This is a genomic window from Acinetobacter sp. AOR34_HL, assembly GCF_027854795.1.
Classification (GTDB): Bacteria; Pseudomonadota; Gammaproteobacteria; order Pseudomonadales; family Moraxellaceae; genus Acinetobacter; species Acinetobacter junii.
Map to the genome: position 1 here is coordinate 21,992 of NZ_JAKTID010000055.1, position 17,202 is coordinate 39,193.

Annotated in this window: 15 protein-coding genes and 1 other RNA gene; 4 read left to right on the forward strand and 12 right to left on the reverse strand. The window is 39.0% G+C overall.

Annotated elements, in window-relative coordinates; translation table 11 throughout:
• Positions 1-268: 268 nt before the first annotated feature.
• Both MKL32_RS09430 and MKL32_RS09435 read left to right on the forward strand, forming a co-directional pair.
• A complete protein-coding gene (locus tag MKL32_RS09430) occupies positions 269-1,798 on the forward strand; it encodes a cryptochrome/photolyase family protein (RefSeq protein ID WP_270900447.1) in 1,530 nt (509 codons plus the stop codon).
• A gap of 2 nt (positions 1,799-1,800) precedes the next feature.
• Positions 1,801-1,968 (forward strand): DUF2256 domain-containing protein, encoded by a 168-nt coding sequence (locus MKL32_RS09435; RefSeq protein WP_005403050.1) that lies wholly within the window; start codon positions 1,801-1,803, stop codon positions 1,966-1,968.
• A gap of 9 nt (positions 1,969-1,977) precedes the next feature.
• Here the strand turns inward: MKL32_RS09435 and MKL32_RS09440 are convergent, their stop codons facing one another.
• From MKL32_RS09440 to MKL32_RS09475, 8 genes are all read right to left on the reverse strand, one after another.
• Positions 1,978-2,529: a lipocalin family protein gene (locus tag MKL32_RS09440; protein ID WP_270900448.1), complete on the reverse strand. Its 552-nt coding sequence runs from the start codon at positions 2,527-2,529 to the stop codon at positions 1,978-1,980.
• Between the two features lie 144 nt (positions 2,530-2,673).
• Entirely contained in the window at positions 2,674-4,167 is a 1,494-nt protein-coding gene (locus MKL32_RS09445; RefSeq protein WP_270900449.1) for an amino acid permease, read from the reverse strand.
• A 173-nt stretch (positions 4,168-4,340) separates the two neighbouring features.
• Positions 4,341-5,315: a succinylglutamate desuccinylase gene (gene astE, locus MKL32_RS09450; protein WP_270900450.1), complete on the reverse strand. Its 975-nt coding sequence runs from the start codon at positions 5,313-5,315 to the stop codon at positions 4,341-4,343.
• 95 nt (positions 5,316-5,410) lie between these two features.
• Positions 5,411-6,751 carry an N-succinylarginine dihydrolase gene (astB, locus tag MKL32_RS09455; protein WP_270900451.1) on the reverse strand — a complete coding sequence of 447 codons (1,341 nt, stop codon included), beginning with the start codon at positions 6,749-6,751 and terminating at the stop codon, positions 5,411-5,413.
• Positions 6,752-6,784: 33 nt separating this feature from the next.
• Positions 6,785-8,254 (reverse strand): succinylglutamate-semialdehyde dehydrogenase, encoded by a 1,470-nt coding sequence (gene astD / locus MKL32_RS09460; RefSeq protein WP_270900452.1) that lies wholly within the window; start codon positions 8,252-8,254, stop codon positions 6,785-6,787.
• Positions 8,254-9,297 carry an arginine N-succinyltransferase gene (gene astA, locus MKL32_RS09465; RefSeq protein ID WP_004913833.1) on the reverse strand — a complete coding sequence of 348 codons (1,044 nt, stop codon included), beginning with the start codon at positions 9,295-9,297 and terminating at the stop codon, positions 8,254-8,256. Before astA ends, astD begins: the two co-directional genes overlap by 1 nt.
• A gap of 21 nt (positions 9,298-9,318) precedes the next feature.
• The gene (locus MKL32_RS09470; protein ID WP_270900453.1) at positions 9,319-10,524 is read right to left on the reverse strand and encodes an aspartate aminotransferase family protein; all 1,206 of its coding nucleotides are present in this window, start codon (positions 10,522-10,524) and stop codon (positions 9,319-9,321) included.
• Between the two features lie 82 nt (positions 10,525-10,606).
• Positions 10,607-11,881 (reverse strand): Glu/Leu/Phe/Val family dehydrogenase, encoded by a 1,275-nt coding sequence (locus MKL32_RS09475; RefSeq protein WP_270900454.1) that lies wholly within the window; start codon positions 11,879-11,881, stop codon positions 10,607-10,609.
• Between the two features lie 230 nt (positions 11,882-12,111).
• Between MKL32_RS09475 and MKL32_RS09480 the strand changes: the two genes are divergently transcribed.
• Positions 12,112-12,534, forward strand: coding sequence for an Lrp/AsnC family transcriptional regulator (locus MKL32_RS09480; RefSeq protein ID WP_004913839.1), 423 nt, complete (start codon positions 12,112-12,114; stop codon positions 12,532-12,534).
• Positions 12,535-12,704: 170 nt separating this feature from the next.
• On the opposite strand, the gene MKL32_RS09485 is transcribed toward MKL32_RS09480, so the two are convergent.
• From MKL32_RS09485 to MKL32_RS09500, 4 genes are all read right to left on the reverse strand, one after another.
• A complete protein-coding gene (locus MKL32_RS09485; protein WP_270900455.1) occupies positions 12,705-13,091 on the reverse strand; it encodes a roadblock/LC7 domain-containing protein in 387 nt (128 codons plus the stop codon).
• A 76-nt stretch (positions 13,092-13,167) separates the two neighbouring features.
• Positions 13,168-14,271 carry a globin domain-containing protein gene (locus tag MKL32_RS09490; RefSeq protein ID WP_270900456.1) on the reverse strand — a complete coding sequence of 368 codons (1,104 nt, stop codon included), beginning with the start codon at positions 14,269-14,271 and terminating at the stop codon, positions 13,168-13,170.
• Positions 14,272-14,360: 89 nt separating this feature from the next.
• Positions 14,361-14,768, reverse strand: a complete 408-nt coding sequence (locus tag MKL32_RS09495) for a hypothetical protein (RefSeq protein WP_004913846.1) — start codon at positions 14,766-14,768, stop codon at positions 14,361-14,363.
• 24 nt (positions 14,769-14,792) lie between these two features.
• On the reverse strand, positions 14,793-16,259 hold the full coding sequence (locus MKL32_RS09500) for a phosphatase domain-containing putative toxin (RefSeq protein WP_270900457.1): 1,467 nt from the start codon (positions 16,257-16,259) through the stop codon (positions 14,793-14,795).
• A 364-nt stretch (positions 16,260-16,623) separates the two neighbouring features.
• On the opposite strand from MKL32_RS09500, the gene ssrA reads away from it, so the two are divergent.
• Positions 16,624-16,983, forward strand: a transfer-messenger RNA (tmRNA) gene (gene ssrA / locus MKL32_RS09505).
• The last annotated feature ends 219 nt before the right edge of the window (positions 16,984-17,202 follow it).

Here is a 17,202-nt window from a genome sequence, read left to right on the forward strand (position 1 = left end):
ACGTCTTAAAAAGGCAAAAAAAACCACATCGTGAGATGTGGCCAAAGGTGTAGCCATGCTTGAACTGTCATGCTGCATTTTTAGAATAAGCGAGAAAACTTAATTTAATATTAAGTCAAAAAATAATTTATTTAGCTTTATTCCGAATGTTTAAAATTCGATTGTTTGAATGAATCATTTTTAAACAACAAGTTATTCAAGGATCTTATATTCACAAGGATTTTACAGTACTGCACCTATATTAAAATTTTCTACTGGTGACGAGCTTATGCGGTACGGCTTAATCTTAGGAGATCAGCTTTCAGAGCAAATTACCACACTAAAAGTGCTTGATAAAGATCAAGATCTCATTTTGATGGCAGAGTTGGTTGAAGAAGCTACCTATGTGCAGCACCACCCTCAAAAAATCGCATTTATTTTCAGTGCAATGCGCCATTTTGCAAAATCATTAAAAGCACAAGGTTGGAAGATTCGTTATCAAACATTTGACCGTACACAAGCTGCTCAAGGATTTATTGATTTTATCCAAGCACAATTAGAAAAAAATCCAGCTGATGCATTGATCATCACAGAAAGTGGTGAATTTCGATTACAACAAGCGATTGAAACCACATGGTCTAAGCAACTTAAAATTCCAGTACAAATCCTTAATGACGATCGTTTTTTTTCCTCTCCCCAATCCTTTCGCAACTGGGCTTCAAATACCAAAACCTTACGCATGGAATTTTTCTATCGAAAGCTAAGACAACAAACCGGTTACTTAATGAATGGTAATGAGCCAATCGGTGGGAGATGGAATTATGATACCGAAAATAGACAAGCTTGGAATAAGAATGATCCAATCCCCTCAGCTCTACAATTTGATCGAGACCAAATTGACTTAGATGTCATTGAATTAGTTAAAAGAGAATTTAAAGAACATATCGGTCAGATCAATCATTTCAACTGGGCAACGACTCGACAACAAGCCCTAGAAGCACTCCAATATTTTATTGATTATCAATTAATTCATTTTGGTCAATATCAAGATGCAATGGTCAGTGGAAAGGATTATCTCTTTCATAGTCTGCTTTCTCCTTATCTAAATTGTGGTCTACTTTCTCCAAAAGAAGTCTGTGATGCTGCGCAACAAGCATACTTTGATCATCATGTTCCGCTAAACGCTGCTGAAGGTTTCATCCGTCAAATCTTAGGTTGGCGTGAATTTATTCGAGGAATATATTGGTTAAAAATGCCAACTTATCCTGATTTAAATGAGTTACAGGCAGATCGTAACCTTCCTGATTATTTCTGGACAGCTGAAACAAAAATGCTATGTTTGCGTGAAGCTTTAAGAAATTCTTTGGAAAATGCTTATGCCCATCACATACAACGATTAATGGTGATTGGGAACTTTACTTTATTAAATGGTATTTCACCTAAACAAGTGAATGATTGGTATCTCAGTGTTTATGCAGATGCTTTTGAATGGGTGCAGTTACCTAATACTCACGGTATGGTTTTGTTTGCAGATGGTGGTCTCGTGGCAAGTAAACCTTATGCAGCTTCAGGCAACTATATTCATCGTATGTCTAACTACTGTCAGAACTGCCACTACAATGTCAAAACCAAAACTGAACAAGATAGCTGTCCTTTCAATAGCTTATACTGGAATTTCTTAGCCAAACACCGTGTTTTCTTTAGCTCCAATCACAGAATGTCAATGATGTATAAACAATGGGATAAGCTTAGCCAAGATGATCAAAATACAATTTTGACTCATGCGAATGATCTACAAAAACGTATCGAAGAACTCTAATCATGCATAAGAAACTTCATTTACCTGAAAAAATTTGTGCTTATTGTTTACGCCCTTTCACATGGCGAAAAAAATGGGAAAGAAGCTGGGGTGATGTGAACTTCTGTTCCCAAAAATGTAAACAGCTTGCTAAGCGAAAAGCGAAGTCAGATGTGAACAATCACACCTGACTGAATCGATTATGATGAAGTATGAGTTGTTTTAATTAAATTACTTAAATCATAACCTTGCTGTTTGGCGGTTTGTAAATAGGATTGATAAGTCGCTTCATCGATTGTTGGAGTTTTTGAAAGTATCCATAAATACTTTGTTGATGGTCCGCCAACTAAAGCAACTTTATAATCTGGATCAACTCTCAATACCCAATAATCGCCTTTGGTAAATGGTAACCAACGTAATCCTTTTGGCAAAAAGCTCACTTTCAACTGACTTTTTCCCTGATTTTGTGGATAGGCTACGCCCTCTGAACTTTTCATTTCTCCAGAGGCAGTACGACAACTATTAAGTACCGATATTGTATTGTCAGCTTTGATTGCATATTTAGCGCTAGTATCACTTACACATTGACGTTGAAAATACATCGGTAAATGTGCAATTTCATACCATTTACCTACATATTGATTTATATCAATTTTATCAACTGCTTTTGGTGTGTTTGCAAAGGTGGGAAAGCTTAACGTGCTTAATGAAATAGACAATACAGATAGACTTAATAGCGTTTTTACTTTCATTTTATCCTCTTCATCGAAAACTATACTTTTCAACTATAAGTAGCTCAGCGTGAATAAAATGTGAGTCATCTCTAAGAGTAAGTTTTATTCTTTTTTATATAAAAAGAAAGTTGGAGATGTCACTCCAACTTTCCGATTAAGAAATTAATTTACCTGTTTATCTTTATAGAAAATGGCATAACTTGCATAACAAGCGATGATAAACAAGACACAACATACAAATCCAACTTGCATTGATGGATCAGTCACCATACTAATACATGTAATGACGCAGAATACCCCACCTAAAATAGGAGTTAATGGGAATAAGGGCGCAGCAAATTTGAGATCTTTAACAGTGTTACCAGATTTAATCCATTGTCTACGGAAATTAAATTGAGAGACACAGATCGAAATCCACACTACAACCATAGTGAATGCAGCAACACCTAATAAATTTTTGAAAATTGTTTCAGGTGCAAAGTGCTCAGACAATAAACCAGGTATTGCACCAAACATCGTCACGATAATTGCAATAATCGGTGTACCTGAACGTGTCAATTTTGCGAAAACTTTAGGTAACTGATTTTTAGTCGATAATGACCACATCATACGTGAAGCAGCAAATAATCCAGAATTCGCAGCAGATAACAATGCAGTGATAATCACAAAACGAATAATATCTTCAGCATATGGAATACCGATGTAATTGAATACAGTTACAAAAGGACTATTACTTACCGAATTTGCATTTAAACCCGCCATGTCATAAGGCAATAAGGCACAGATCACGATAATCGTACCAACAAAGAAAATCAGGAGTCGCCATATCGCAGCATTGATTGCTTTAGGAACCGTTTTAGCAGGTTCTTCTGCTTCACCCGCAGCAACACCAATCAACTCAGTACCTGAGAATGCAAAATTCACAATTAGCATAGTCGCAAAAATAGGAAATATTCCATTTGGAAACCAACCATGCTCTGTTAATTTACTAAATAAAGGTGCTGATTCATGCCCATGGTATGAAATAGCTCCGAAAATAGCGGCTAGCCCCAAACCAATAAAGCAAATGATGGTTAAAACTTTAACCAAGGATAACCAAAATTCAGATTCTGCAAATAAACGGGTTGAACTGACATTCAGTGAAAAAATTAATCCTGCAAATAACAGCGTCCATGTCCACATAGAAATGGATGGAAACCACTCCTGCATCAATAATGCTGCCGCAGTAAACTCCGTCCCCAATGTTGCGGTCCAAGTTAACCAATACAACCACGTAATCATGTAACCTGTACTAGGTCCAATATAAGTTCTGGCATATTCACCGAACGAACCTGATACGGGCATATGCACGGCTAACTCGCCTAAGCACAGCATGACCATGTAAGCAATTACGCCCCCAAGGAGATAAGATAAAATTGCTCCAATTGGGCCAGCTTGAGAAATAACATCTCCTGAACCAAGAAACAGTCCTGTTCCAATCGCACCACCTAAAGAAATCATGACCAAATGACGTTTTGTCATTGCACGTTTCAAAGGTTTAGTGACATCTACTTCTGACAACGAAGTATTTAAATGGCTTGATGTGTCTTGTTGCGGCACATATTGCTCACTCAGGAGTTCACCTGAAGGAAATGTTTTTTCATTATTGTTACTCATACACGATCACTCCAACGATATTCTTATGACAACCTGTCCTTGCTGTTTCACTTTCATAACAATCAATATCCAACGGATATCTTTTTTCTGCGTATTTTTCTACTGAACATCCATATTCAAACTCCATATACATCATTTCCTTGAACCGCTTAAAATCTTTCGAATGGCGTTATCTACATTATTTCTTTGAGAATTAGCCCTGCTCTCAATCCTACTTTGACGTTCGGATTTGGAAATAAAATCCAAACTTGCTGATCGCTTGCAATATAATTTCCCGCCTCTTGAGTAGCGATTACATCGCCTTTTTCAAAGGTTGAAAAATTAGGTGCATTCGCATCTAATCGCAGTTGAAAATCCTCACTTTGTTTAACAATTGAATCTACAACCTTGAATTGACGAAGCGATGCTTTTTGTCGTTGAGGTAAAGCTTCACCTGTAATTACGGCACGAAGTACTTGATCAATTGCAGAAAATTCAGCTAAATCATTTTGACCAAATGGCTTTGCTTTACCTAACTCCAAAGTACTGCTGGCAGCCTGAAAATACTCAGTTGTAAAATAAGTAAACGTTTTACCAACAGCGTTGTGATACACCAAAGCATCAAGATCAGCAGCGTTGAGGCTATCTATGAGAAAATCATCGTAGGGTTGCGTCTGATAAGGGAATAAGGCAAATACAGCTAATAGTGATGTGCGTATAGCCGTATGCAAATCATAATGATAGCGTTGAGCATCACTACGACTTTGCTGGAAAAACTCTGCGGTAATTTGCTCTAAAAGCTGAGCACGCTTTGTTTCATCATCAGAATTCAATTGTTGATAAGCTCCACAAAACATGCGGTTCATATCATTTTCTAGATAACGTACACCTTTGCGAATAGCTTGAGGATTACCGAAAACAAAAAGGACTCGCTCCGTCAAACGTAAACGAGAAGCGAACAGGTCTTGAACCATCTTTGCGAGCAATTCAATCGGTGCCGTTTCATTTCCATGAATACCCGCAGAAAATATGATGGCCTTGTTATAGCTTGTCTTAGGCGTGCATACTAATAACCCTTCACCTAGCCATTGCCAAGTAAATTCAGTTGTTTCACCTTGAGTTTGATTAGGTGCTTGCTGTGCAAGAGTTAATTCGAGTAGATCAACCATATGCCATCATTCCCTTGTTTAACCACTTCAAATCCGATGCCATAGTGAGCATTCGGATTTGAGGAAAATCCATATCAATCTTTTAACTACGATGATTAGCGTTGAAAGTGATAAACAGAACCTAAACCTAAAATTTTGGTTAATTCATCTAACGCTGTACGACTCTCAATCAACAAACTTGGATCAGCTAAATCATCCTGAGTTAATTCATCACGATAGTGTTGATCAACCCATTGGTTGAGGGTCTTAAACAAACCGTCATTCATAAATAAATTTGGATTAACTGCTGCTAACTCTTTTTCATTGACCGCGACACGTAACCGCAAACATGCTGGTCCACCGCCATTACGCATACTTTCACGCAGATCAAACACCTTGATGTCATCAATTGGCGTACCCATCTGAATCATGTCATTCAAGTAGCTCCAAACCGCTTTATTTTGACGAGACTCTTCAGGTACAACGATACTCATCCCACCATCTGCTCGTGTCAAAATTTGGCTATTGAATAAATATGTCGCAACAGCATCCTCAACACTCACACGGTTTTCAGGCACTTCGATCGAAATAAATTCTTGCTCAATCCCTGCCATTTTCTGGCGAATTTCATTCAAGGCTTGTGTTTGATTCAAAAACGCATGTTGATGATGAAAAAGTACCTGTTGGTTACTTACCGCAATCACATCGTTATGAAATACACCTTGATCAATCACGTCAGGATTCTGTTGAATAAATACCGTCCGTTTTGCATCTAAACGATGTAAACGTGCAATCGCCTCACTCGCTTCACGGGTTTGACGTGCAGGGAATTTCTTTGGCGCAACCGTACCACCGAGCTGTTGCTGTCCGTAAACAAAAACTTGCACGCCAGCTTGCTCGTATCCACCGCCTAGACGGTTATGATTGGCTGCACCCTCATCACCAAATAGTGCTGCGTCAGGTAAGGCTTCATGATGCGCGAAATACACATCATTATCGAACATCGCTTTAAGGATTCGCGTTGTCGTATGATGCTCAATTGAGCGATGGAACTTATTATTTAGATTTGCGGCTGTAAAATGTACACGTCCATCCGCACTATCAGCCGATGGTGACACGGTGCATGAGTTTGCAGTCCACATTGAAGATGCTGAACTGAGTGAAGATAACAAGGCAGGTGCAGTTCGCATTGCCTGTGCAATGACATCAATATCACTACCTGTAAAACCTATACGGCGTAAGGTCGGAACATGTGGACGCTCTTGTGGAGCAAACACCCCTTGTTTAAGCCCTAAATCCGCAAGGGCTTTCATCTTCATTAAGCCCTGTTTAGCTGCTAATTTAGGATTGGACGCATTATTACGGTTTTTTGTTGAAGCAACATTACCAAAAGAAAGACCTGCATAATGGTGAGTTGGTCCAACCAAGCCATCAAAATTGATTTCATAACCTGACATTTTTTTCTCCATATCGTCACGGCACGATTTAACTTAGAGCACAATGCCCGGTGATAATTTTGATGGCAGTGTAACGCTATCACTTTCCAGTGAAGCCATCGGCCACGCACTATAATCTGCTGCATAAAACGCGCTTGCACGATGGTTACCCGATGCACCCACACCACCAAATGGAGCAGCACTCGATGCACCAGTTAATGGTTTATTCCAGTTCACAATGCCAGCTCGTGCTTCGATCAATACTCGATCAAATAATTCACGATCAGGAGAAACCAAACCTACAGCTAAACCAAAACGTGTGTTATTGGCTATTTTGAGTGCTTCATCAAAATCGTGATAACGATAGATCGTTGTCAAAGGACCAAAGTATTCATCATCTGGGATTGCATTCACTTCACTCACATCTAAAATGCCTGCACTGAGTAATGAACTATCAGCTTGAGGACGAGTCATTGCTAACAATGGTTTTGCGCCTAGTGCGATCAATTTGCTTTGTGCAGCCAGCATCTGATCTGCCGCATGAGATGAAATCACCCCGCCCATAAATGGTTGTGGTTCAGCATCCCAAGCCCCGATCACTAAGTTCTTTGTGACTTCAACAAAACGTTGAATGAATGCATCACCATCAACGCCATGTTTTACAATGATACGGCGTGCACATGTACAACGTTGTCCCGCAGACACGAAAGCGGATTGAATAGCTAGATTCACCACTGCATCAATATCAGTTGCTTCATCAATGATTAAAGCGTTGTTACCCCCCATTTCAAGGGCTAGGATTTTTTCAGGTGCGCCTGCCATTTGTTTATGCAAGTGATAGCCAGTGTTGGCACTTCCCGTAAACAGTAAACCGTCAATTTGTTCAGCAGCAGCTAAAGCCTCACCTGTCGTACGACCACCTTGCACAAGGTTGAGCACACCATTTGGTAACCCTGCCTGTTGCCACAATTTTGCAGTTTCTTCGGCTGTCCAAGGCGTTAATTCGCTTGGCTTAAACACAACCGTATTACCTGCAATTAATGCAGGAACAATGTGTCCATTAGGTAGATGTCCTGGGAAATTGTACGGTCCGAAAACTGCAAGTACCCCATGAGGACGATGACGTAAAGAGGCGATACCATCTGGCATTTCAGTTTCACTAAAACCAGTCCGTTGGTGATATGCACGGATTGAAATCGCGATTTTTCCAATCATCGATTGAACTTCTGTGAGTGTTTCCCACAGTGGTTTACTGGTTTCTTGACTGATGACTTGTGCAAGTTGATTTTTATTTTGTTCAAGTAAACTTACAAAGCGTTCAATAATAGCTACACGTTGCTCTAAACCTAAGCGTGCCCATGCGGGGAAAGCTGTTCTAGCAGCATTACAAGCTGCCTCAACATCAGCAACACTAGCTTCATGACCAGACCAAATCTGTTGATTGCTCACAGGGTTGGTTTTAATAAAGCTTGTACCCTTTCCCTGTACCCAAGCACCATTAATTAATAATTCACCTTGCGACATTAGTGATTCTCCATTTTATCTAATGCTAAAACTCGTACTTCATCCTGTTCGTTAACTTGGAGAGCCTGAGCTTGTGCAGATGTGATCATTAAGGTATCGCCATCACAGACTTTGTTATTGATCAACAGCACGCAGTAATTTTTGTATTGGTCATTTGCGACCAAATAGTGTGTATCAGTCGTTTCGATTTGCTCAGTGATTTTGACTTTCACTGTTCGACTTTCTTTGACCGCCCGCAAATCCGCAGTATTCGCTTCTAAAGTAGGTCCAGCATCAAAGATGTCGACATAACCTTGATATTTAAGTCCTTCTGACATCAAAACTTTTGCTGCAGGCAATGTATGCGGATGCACTTCTGCAATTACCGCTCTAGCCTCAGCTGGTAATAGATTGACGTAGACAGGAAATCTTGGCATTAGTTCAGCGATAAAGACTTTTTGACCGATACCACTTAAATAATCGGCGGTCGCGAAATCCATATTGAAGAAGTGATAACCCAACGCATCCCAAAATGGTGAATGACCATTTTGATCTGAAAAACCTCGCATTTCTGCGATTAAGCGATCTTCAAAATACGAGCGAAATGCAGCAATAAATAGAAAACGAACCTTAGAAAGAAACTTACCGTTTTGATTTTTTCGATATTCAGGATCAAGGAATAAGGTACATAACTCACTACAACCTGTATGATCATTACTCAAAAACAAGGTGTCTAAAGCATTGTAAACATTGAGTGCTTTAGAAGCATGTACCTGTTTCGCCACACGAAAGTTGTAGAATGGCTCTTTCAAACCAACCGAAACCTCGATGGCACTTACACCAACGATTGTCTGAGATACGGTGTCTTCTAAAACAAACAAATAGCTTGCATCACACTGCTCAGTCGTACCTTCTAAAGTACCTATCGTGCGTGCAATTCGCGCTGCCAAGATTTCTTTATTTTGCGGCAAGGAGGTCAGGCCGATACCTGACTCACCTGCTCGTTGCGCTAAACGATAAATGTCATCTAAGTCCCGATGCGCTGCATGTCTAACAATCATCATGGTTAGATGCTCACAGCAGATTTAGAGACGTGCTAATGCACAAGAAAAACGATTTAAACCTTCATCAATATCTTCCATTGGAATAATCAGTGAAGGAGTAAAGCGTACGACATCTGCACCCGCAACTAGAGCTAATAAACCCTCTTCACCCGCAAGTGTGACGATATTTTTAGCTTTACCTGCATGTTCATCTTTCAGTACACAACCAATCAACAAACCTTGACCACGAATTTCTTTGAATAATCCATATTGCGCATTGATTTTATTTAATGCATCTACGAAATATTGATGGCGTTGTTTCACACCCTCTAAAACTTCAGGCGTATTAATAAACTCAAAAACTGCACCCGCTACTGCGCATGCCAGTGGATTACCACCATAAGTCGTACCATGATCACCTACTGCATACATGTTGGCATAATGGTCTGTCGTGATCATCGCACCAATTGGGAAACCACCACCTAATGCTTTAGCAGTCGTTAAAATGTCTGGGGTAACACCTGTATTCATATAGGCATACAAAGAGCCTGTACGACCAACACCTGTTTGTACTTCATCAAAAATTAGTACTGCACCATTGGCATCACATAAGGCACGTAAACCTTTTAAAAACTCAAGATCCGCTGGAACCACACCACCTTCACCTTGAATCGGTTCGACAATCACAGCACATGTATTTTCATTAATTACAGCTTTCGCTGCTTCTAAATCATTAAATGCCGTATGTTCAATGCCTTCAGGTAATGGTGCAAAGTCTTGAGAATACTTTGGTTGGCCGCCAGCGGTAACGGTAAATAAGGTACGACCATGAAAGGCATTTTTAAATGCAACGATATGATTTTTGTTTGGATTACCACTTAGCAAACCAATTTTTCGAGCTAATTTCAAAGCAGCTTCATTGGCTTCTGCACCCGAGTTACAGAAAAATACTTTGTCTGCAAATGTGCTATCCACTAATTGTTTAGCAAGGCGTAAAACTGGTTCATTGGTATAACCATTGCCAATATGCCAAAGCTTCTGTGCTTGTTCAGTTAAGGCATTGACTGCAACAGGATGCGCATGACCCAAAGCATTCACCGCAATTCCACCCGCAAAATCAATATATTCTTTATCGTTCTGATCCCAAAGACGAGAACCCTCGCCACGGACTAAAATAAAGTTTGCTGGGGCAAAGACGGGAACCATCCAGTCATTAAAATGACTACGTGTAATAGCGACATCATTCATTTTATATACTCACTTCCTGTTTAATCTTTGGGCTTGTGTCAATACCACAAGCCCGAGGCCGAAGCCTGTTCTATACCCTTTATTAACCAGGGAAAATACCGCGTTCTTTACGTGCTTTTAAGATACGTTCACATGCCAAGATATAAGCAGCAGTACGCAAACTGCATCCTTTAAGCTCAGCCGTATTCCAAACATCAGCAATTGCCTGAATCATTAACTTATCAAGGCGCTCATTGATTTCATCTTCACTCCAGAAGTAGCTCGCCATATCCTGAACCCATTCAAAATAACTGACGGTTACACCACCTGCGTTGCAGATAACATCTGGAACAACGGTAATATTGCGTTGAACAAATACATCGTCTGCTTCTGGATATGTCGGACCATTGGCACCTTCAAGCACAATTTTTGCTTTTAGATTTTGTGCACGCTCGACTGTAATTTGTCCTTCCAATGCTGCTGGGATGAGAATGTCCATTTCAACATTCCAGAACTCCTCATCAGCAATCACCGTTGCATCTGCAAAGCCCATTACACCACCATGTTCAGTGACATGTTTTTGTAATGCTTTAACATTCATACCTTCAGCATTAAAAATCGTGCCTGTATGGTCTTGTACACAGACAACTTTTGCACCTGCATGACTAAACAAATAAGCGGCTTCATTACCAACATTACCGAAACCTTGTAAAGCAACTTTACTGCCTTCAACCGCTAAACCAATGCGTTTCGCGACTTCCAAACCAGTCACGTATACACCACGACCAGTCGCACGTACACGACCCAATGAACCACCTAAATGCACAGGTTTACCAGTGACTACACCCGTAACTGTATGACCTTTGATACTTGAGTACGTGTCCATCATCCAACCCATAATGTTGGCATTGGTACCCACATCTGGTGCTGGAATATCAATTTGAGGACCGATAATTGGACTGATTTCGCTGGTAAAACGACGAGTTAAACGCTCTAACTCGCGTGGAGATAGCTCTTTTGGATTAACACGGATACCACCTTTTGCACCACCAAATGGGAGATTAAGTACTGCAGTTTTAATGGTCATCCATGCAGATAGTGCCATGACTTCATTTAACTCAACGTCCTGATGATAGCGAATACCGCCTTTACCTGGACCACGTGATAAATTGTGTTGTACACGATAACCTTCAAAATGACGGATAGAACCATCATCCATTACGATTGGAACATCAACGATTAATGTACGCTTTGGCGTTTTAAGGGTATTAATAAAATTACTTAAATCAGCATCAAGATAAGGTGCCACTCGATCAATTTGAGTGAGATAAGTTTGCCAAGCACCGCCATGTTGACCCGTATATGATAAAGACATCATCTATTCCTTAATTAATCAGTTTTCCCTGTTATCTATAGATTCCCTTTGATTCAAAAGAGAATCCTTTCACTCCATCGTTCCATGACTACATTAGTGACTTGCGCTGACAACGTTAAAAATGTTTGGAGCTTTTATTAGCACTATTATTAATAATCAAAATGATTCACAAAATTCTTTAAAATAATTAAAATGAGATAATTTTTATCAATTTGCTAATATAAAATATCAAAATGAATAATGTTGATCATATTATCTTAGGATTGCTCAAAGATAATGCACGGATGTCGATCACGGACTTAGCTGCGAAAGCACGCGTTTCACGTGCTACGGTTCAAAAGAGAATCGAGTACATGGAAAGCACAGGCATCATTACAGGCTATACGGTTCGTTATCGCCCAAATGTTGAAAAAAATATCATTCGTGCATGGATGAATGTCATGGTCGAAGGCACTAAGGCACAAGCAGTGATACGAGAACTCCGCTTAGAATCGGCAGTTGAACGTGTACATACCACCAATGGTAAATGGGATATTTTGGTCGAATTACAGTCCGATAGTTTAGAAAATTTCGACAAAGCATTGGAAAGAATTCGAAATATTTCAGGAATTTACAATAGTGAAACCAGTATTTTATTATCGACTTATAAAACTTAAACTTGATCTAGTTTTGTTTAATTTTGACTGATCAGATGAAGCAAGCTTTAGAGCAAATCTAATCTAAAATCGTGCTTGTTCCCTCCTTTAAAAGCGGGAACAAACAAGGAACTATCTTCTCATTCAAAATGATCATGAGTAGTTAAATCTTCTAGCATGTTTAAGTTTGTTTAACCCATTATGCTTAAAGCGTTATCCAGTTTTTTTGATGTTTCTAAACTAAATTTAAGCACCGCATTAAAATTATTTTTTTCAGTGGATGTCACAAAGAAAATACTGCCATTTTTAAGCAAGTGCAAAGCCAACAATTTATTTACAGTCCATAACAACATCATACGTGGCTCGGACTCTCCGATATAACTTAAAGCAGTTTCTGACTCCACAAACAAACTAGATGCACATGCTGCGGCTTCATCACCTGAGATTTGTCCATGCATCGCCAGAACCAAACCATCAGGGCTAGACAGAGCAGCTCCCGAAAAACCTATACATTGTTCACATTCACGTAAGGTTTTTTCAATAAACACCATCGCTGTTCTTGAAAATTGACCAATCATTTTTTTTCTCTCCTATTCGACCATTCATCAAGTAAATTTTTACTGGATAATTGCTAAAGCTTTATCTATCACCACATTATTTTGAACATGCTTTACAAGCCAATTTTCCAAGACGCATATGAAATCTAACCAAGGTGCCTTGCTCAATTTCCGCCTCACAATAATCACAAACTGTTGCTTCATCTAACTGACATTCTTCATATTTTTCAGTGTCTACCAATAAATCACCAACTTGTTTTAACCAAGCTTGGGATTTGACAATATCGTTTTTAAATTGCAGCTCATAACGTTCAAATTGTTCAATCAAATCAGCCGATAGTTTGTGTTCCAATAAAGTTTGATGCATCAGCAACATACGGTGCTCAAATAACTCATCTGAGATCACCATCCAATGATGTGAATTTCTTGGTTGCTCACCAAAGAAAGTCGCCTCACCTGTAATTAACTGTTTTAAAAATGCAAATTGTTTTCCAATAATTCGATCTATAGTTACTCTTTCAAAAAATGGAGCAAGTTGCTGATCGGCATATACTTTTTTATAGAATTCGGTCAAAATTTTTCTGACTGTATGATCCCCGCCCAACGCTTCCCATAAGGCTGGATTGATCGCTACATCGTTTTCGATTATGACTTGAGGTGCGCTAATTGGGCCTTTCAGGTAGAACTCATTTCCTAACTGATCCAAGCCTTGCTCTTGAACCCACTCCATATCCTTTTTAGCAATTTCAATGCTCAGTGATGTTTCTTGCTCAGGATCACTTACTAATTTTGCTAATATTGAATACCGTTTTGAGATATCAGTTACATAAACATGCTGACCTTTTTGATAAGTCAGTTCTCTATAAGGCTCTGCTTGAATCAGACTATGATCTGCTTGTGAAATTGATGACAAAACCATACATTGCGTTATGTTGTCTTCGTCTGACTTCGCAACTAATTTCATATCCGTTGTTGGAACACACTGACACGCGAGTAAATAGTTTTGCCCTTGATGTGTGGTAGGTAGCCTACGACTTGCCTGTTCTGGAATGTCACCAGAAATACATTTCAACATGCAACGATGGCATACACCGCTTTTACATGAAAAATCGATTTCTATACCTGAACGCTGAAAGCATGCTAAAACCGTTTCGTCAGCTTTACTTTCAATCGTATATCCTGCAAATTCAAGATGCGGCATCACGCTCACCTTTTTTGAAAATTCATCATGAAGTTCATCGTTGTTTTAAGCAAAGTTAGACTTTGCTTAAAACATACGCATCGACTGAATTATGCGTGGAACGCGCGTTCAATCGTTGGTAAAGCAATACGAGCCTTAGTCAACACCATGCCTAAGTTCGCACCTTTACGGCAAACAAAACATACGATCTCGTTTTGATCTTTCGTGCGAATAAATACGTGGATCAAGTTTTCACTATTCACGATAATTTCTTGGAAGTAGTGATAATTATCTTCATCCATCAAACCACGTGATTTTTTAAAGATTTTCTCAATTGCGACAACATTCGGCCCCTGAAAAAGATCAGCTGTAGCGGCAGCTAAAAAATCAAACACTTCCGAAGGATGTGAGTCAACCGTTTTAATACTTAAAATCATTCCTGAATTTAAATCTACAAAACCAGCTGCGAGACAGTCTGGTACGCTGGTCATTGCACGTTGTAAAGCATCATCTAACATCTTATTTTCCCCTTGTATGGCGAGTTACACCTTGCTAACCAACACATTAGAATCAATGTGTTTTTCTAAATAAATTGAAAAATCATACAAAAAATCAATCTGTTGCTCAGATTGAATCATCAAGTAATTCAGAGAACGTATATATTCGATTGCCTCAAGTGCAGTCTTTTGAAGCCTTGCTTTCCATAAAAAGTAAACAGCCAACATCGTTCCTGTTCGCCCCAAACCTGCTTTACAGTGCAACGCAATGGATTTGCGATGAGATATTTTTTGGTCAATACATAGACAAAACTGATAAGCATCCTGTAACGATGGAACAGACATATCGTCAATCGGGAAATGTGAAACTGTTATGCCAAATTCAGCGGCTAGATCAGGGTTAAAACTTTCCTCGGTTAGTGATAACAAATCAGTAATTCCAACATCCTGTAAATACTTCAAATCAAGTGCCGTCTCTCGAACTACACCAGGACACGGACAACCAGCAAGCCGTCCGCGAATTAGCCAAACAAACCCCAAGGGGCCTCTAGCTTGGTTTTTTGCATCCGCTTTGTGTTCTAAAAAATCAACGTGTTGCAGATTGATGTCTGTTTCTTCACGACTTTGGATTTTCTGCGAGCACTCTAAAACTGGTTCATTTGATATTTGATCAACGTCTACTAAAGGTTTAGCTAAACTCAAATGTTTTGAAGTTGCTAATTGGAGATTCATCAACGATTGCTCTTGTCGATCTAACTCCTCAGCAGAAAGCTCCGCACAGGACCCGGTTCTCAGAAATTGTTTCGTCATCTCGTGTTGAGGATGTTCAAAAAAAGCTTCTGCTGAGCTAATTTCTTGTATGCAACCATTTGCTAATAAACCAACGTAATTGGCTAATTTTTTAGATCGCTGAATATGGTGAGATACAATCAAAATCGGGATTTTTTTGGCAATTTTTCGGATTAAATCATGCACAAAAATCGCATCGGAATCAGATAACCCCACCGTTGGTTCATCAATCATCAACAGTGCTGGCTCTGACAACAAGGTATATAAAATTGCTAAATTCTTTGCTTCATGGCGTTCTAAAGTTGCCGTCGATTGGTGAAGCTTTGCCAGAATCCAAGTTTGATCATACTGATCGCATAACTGCTGGATTAGACTGAGTTGTTGTTGTAAATCTAGGCTCGAACGATTAGGTAAATGTGAAAGAATATTTTCTTTAACAGTCTGTGTAATATGAATTAATTTTTGCTGAACTAAGGCAGGTTTTTTATCAGAGTCGAATAATGAATAGCCATTATAAGTGATCTCACCACTGAACTTGAGTTGAGGATTTCCTTGATTCAGACCCGCAAGTGTACGCAGTAAAGTCGATTTACCTGTTCCGGAAGGTCCCATTAAAATAGTAATCCCATGGCTTAAAACCTTTAAATTTAAAGATCTTAAAATTTTCTTCCCTGAGATTTCTAAATTAAAATTTTTTATCGAAAGTGTTGAATCCTCATCCACTTATCAACCCCAATAACCATCAAAAAGCAAATGCAAAAAATAAAAACAATTAAGATACAATTTATAACACAAATAACATAATTTATCACGGTAATAATTAGTCTAATTTTTAAAACATTTTTCTAAATTTTATTCTTTGATTCGACCCCGCTCTTCATAGTAAATTTTTTCTCCCAAATAACAATATGATGTATTTTCAATCAAATTCTTTGTTTTATTTCAATTTAAGTAAATGACTTGATTGCTGTAGCGAGTTTATTGTCCGTTGGATTAAGTGAAGTGCAAGAATCTATTAATCGATCAAATTACATAGAAATTAACGTTCAAATCCATAATATTTGTGCTATGATGCTCGTTCATATATGGGGGTGTTATTGGCTTCGACGCTGGTGATGAAGCTCATAGATGCATGCCGAGAGCGCATTTTCTCTCGTAAATAAAATTTGCATTTAAATAGTCGCAAACGACGAAACTTACGCTCTAGCTGCCTAAGGGCAGCTTGTCCGCTTCCTAGAATACTTGTGGTTTAGGAACCCGACCGAAGCGCACGCACACAAGTCCGTATAGAGCCAAGCCTCGGGGCTTTATACCAAACTTAGAGGATCGCACCTTGTACCCTGTTCGTCGGGTCACATGGTGTTAAAACAATAGACGATATCTAAGCATGTAGTATTCTCGAGTGTAGTGCTGGCGGACGCGGGTTCAACTCCCGCCACCTCCACCAAATACCTTTAATAAAAAAGCCACTTACATAAGTGGCTTTTTTATTGACAAGATTTTTATATTTTTTTTAAATTCGCAAGAATATCAATAATGTACAAAACAAAAAAAGATTCATTATTTGAGTAAATATAGAATAAAACCCTCAAGCAACTGATTTAAATATCAATTTCACCATATTGATTTTATAAAATAGATTTCACTTCGATATTTACATAGTGAG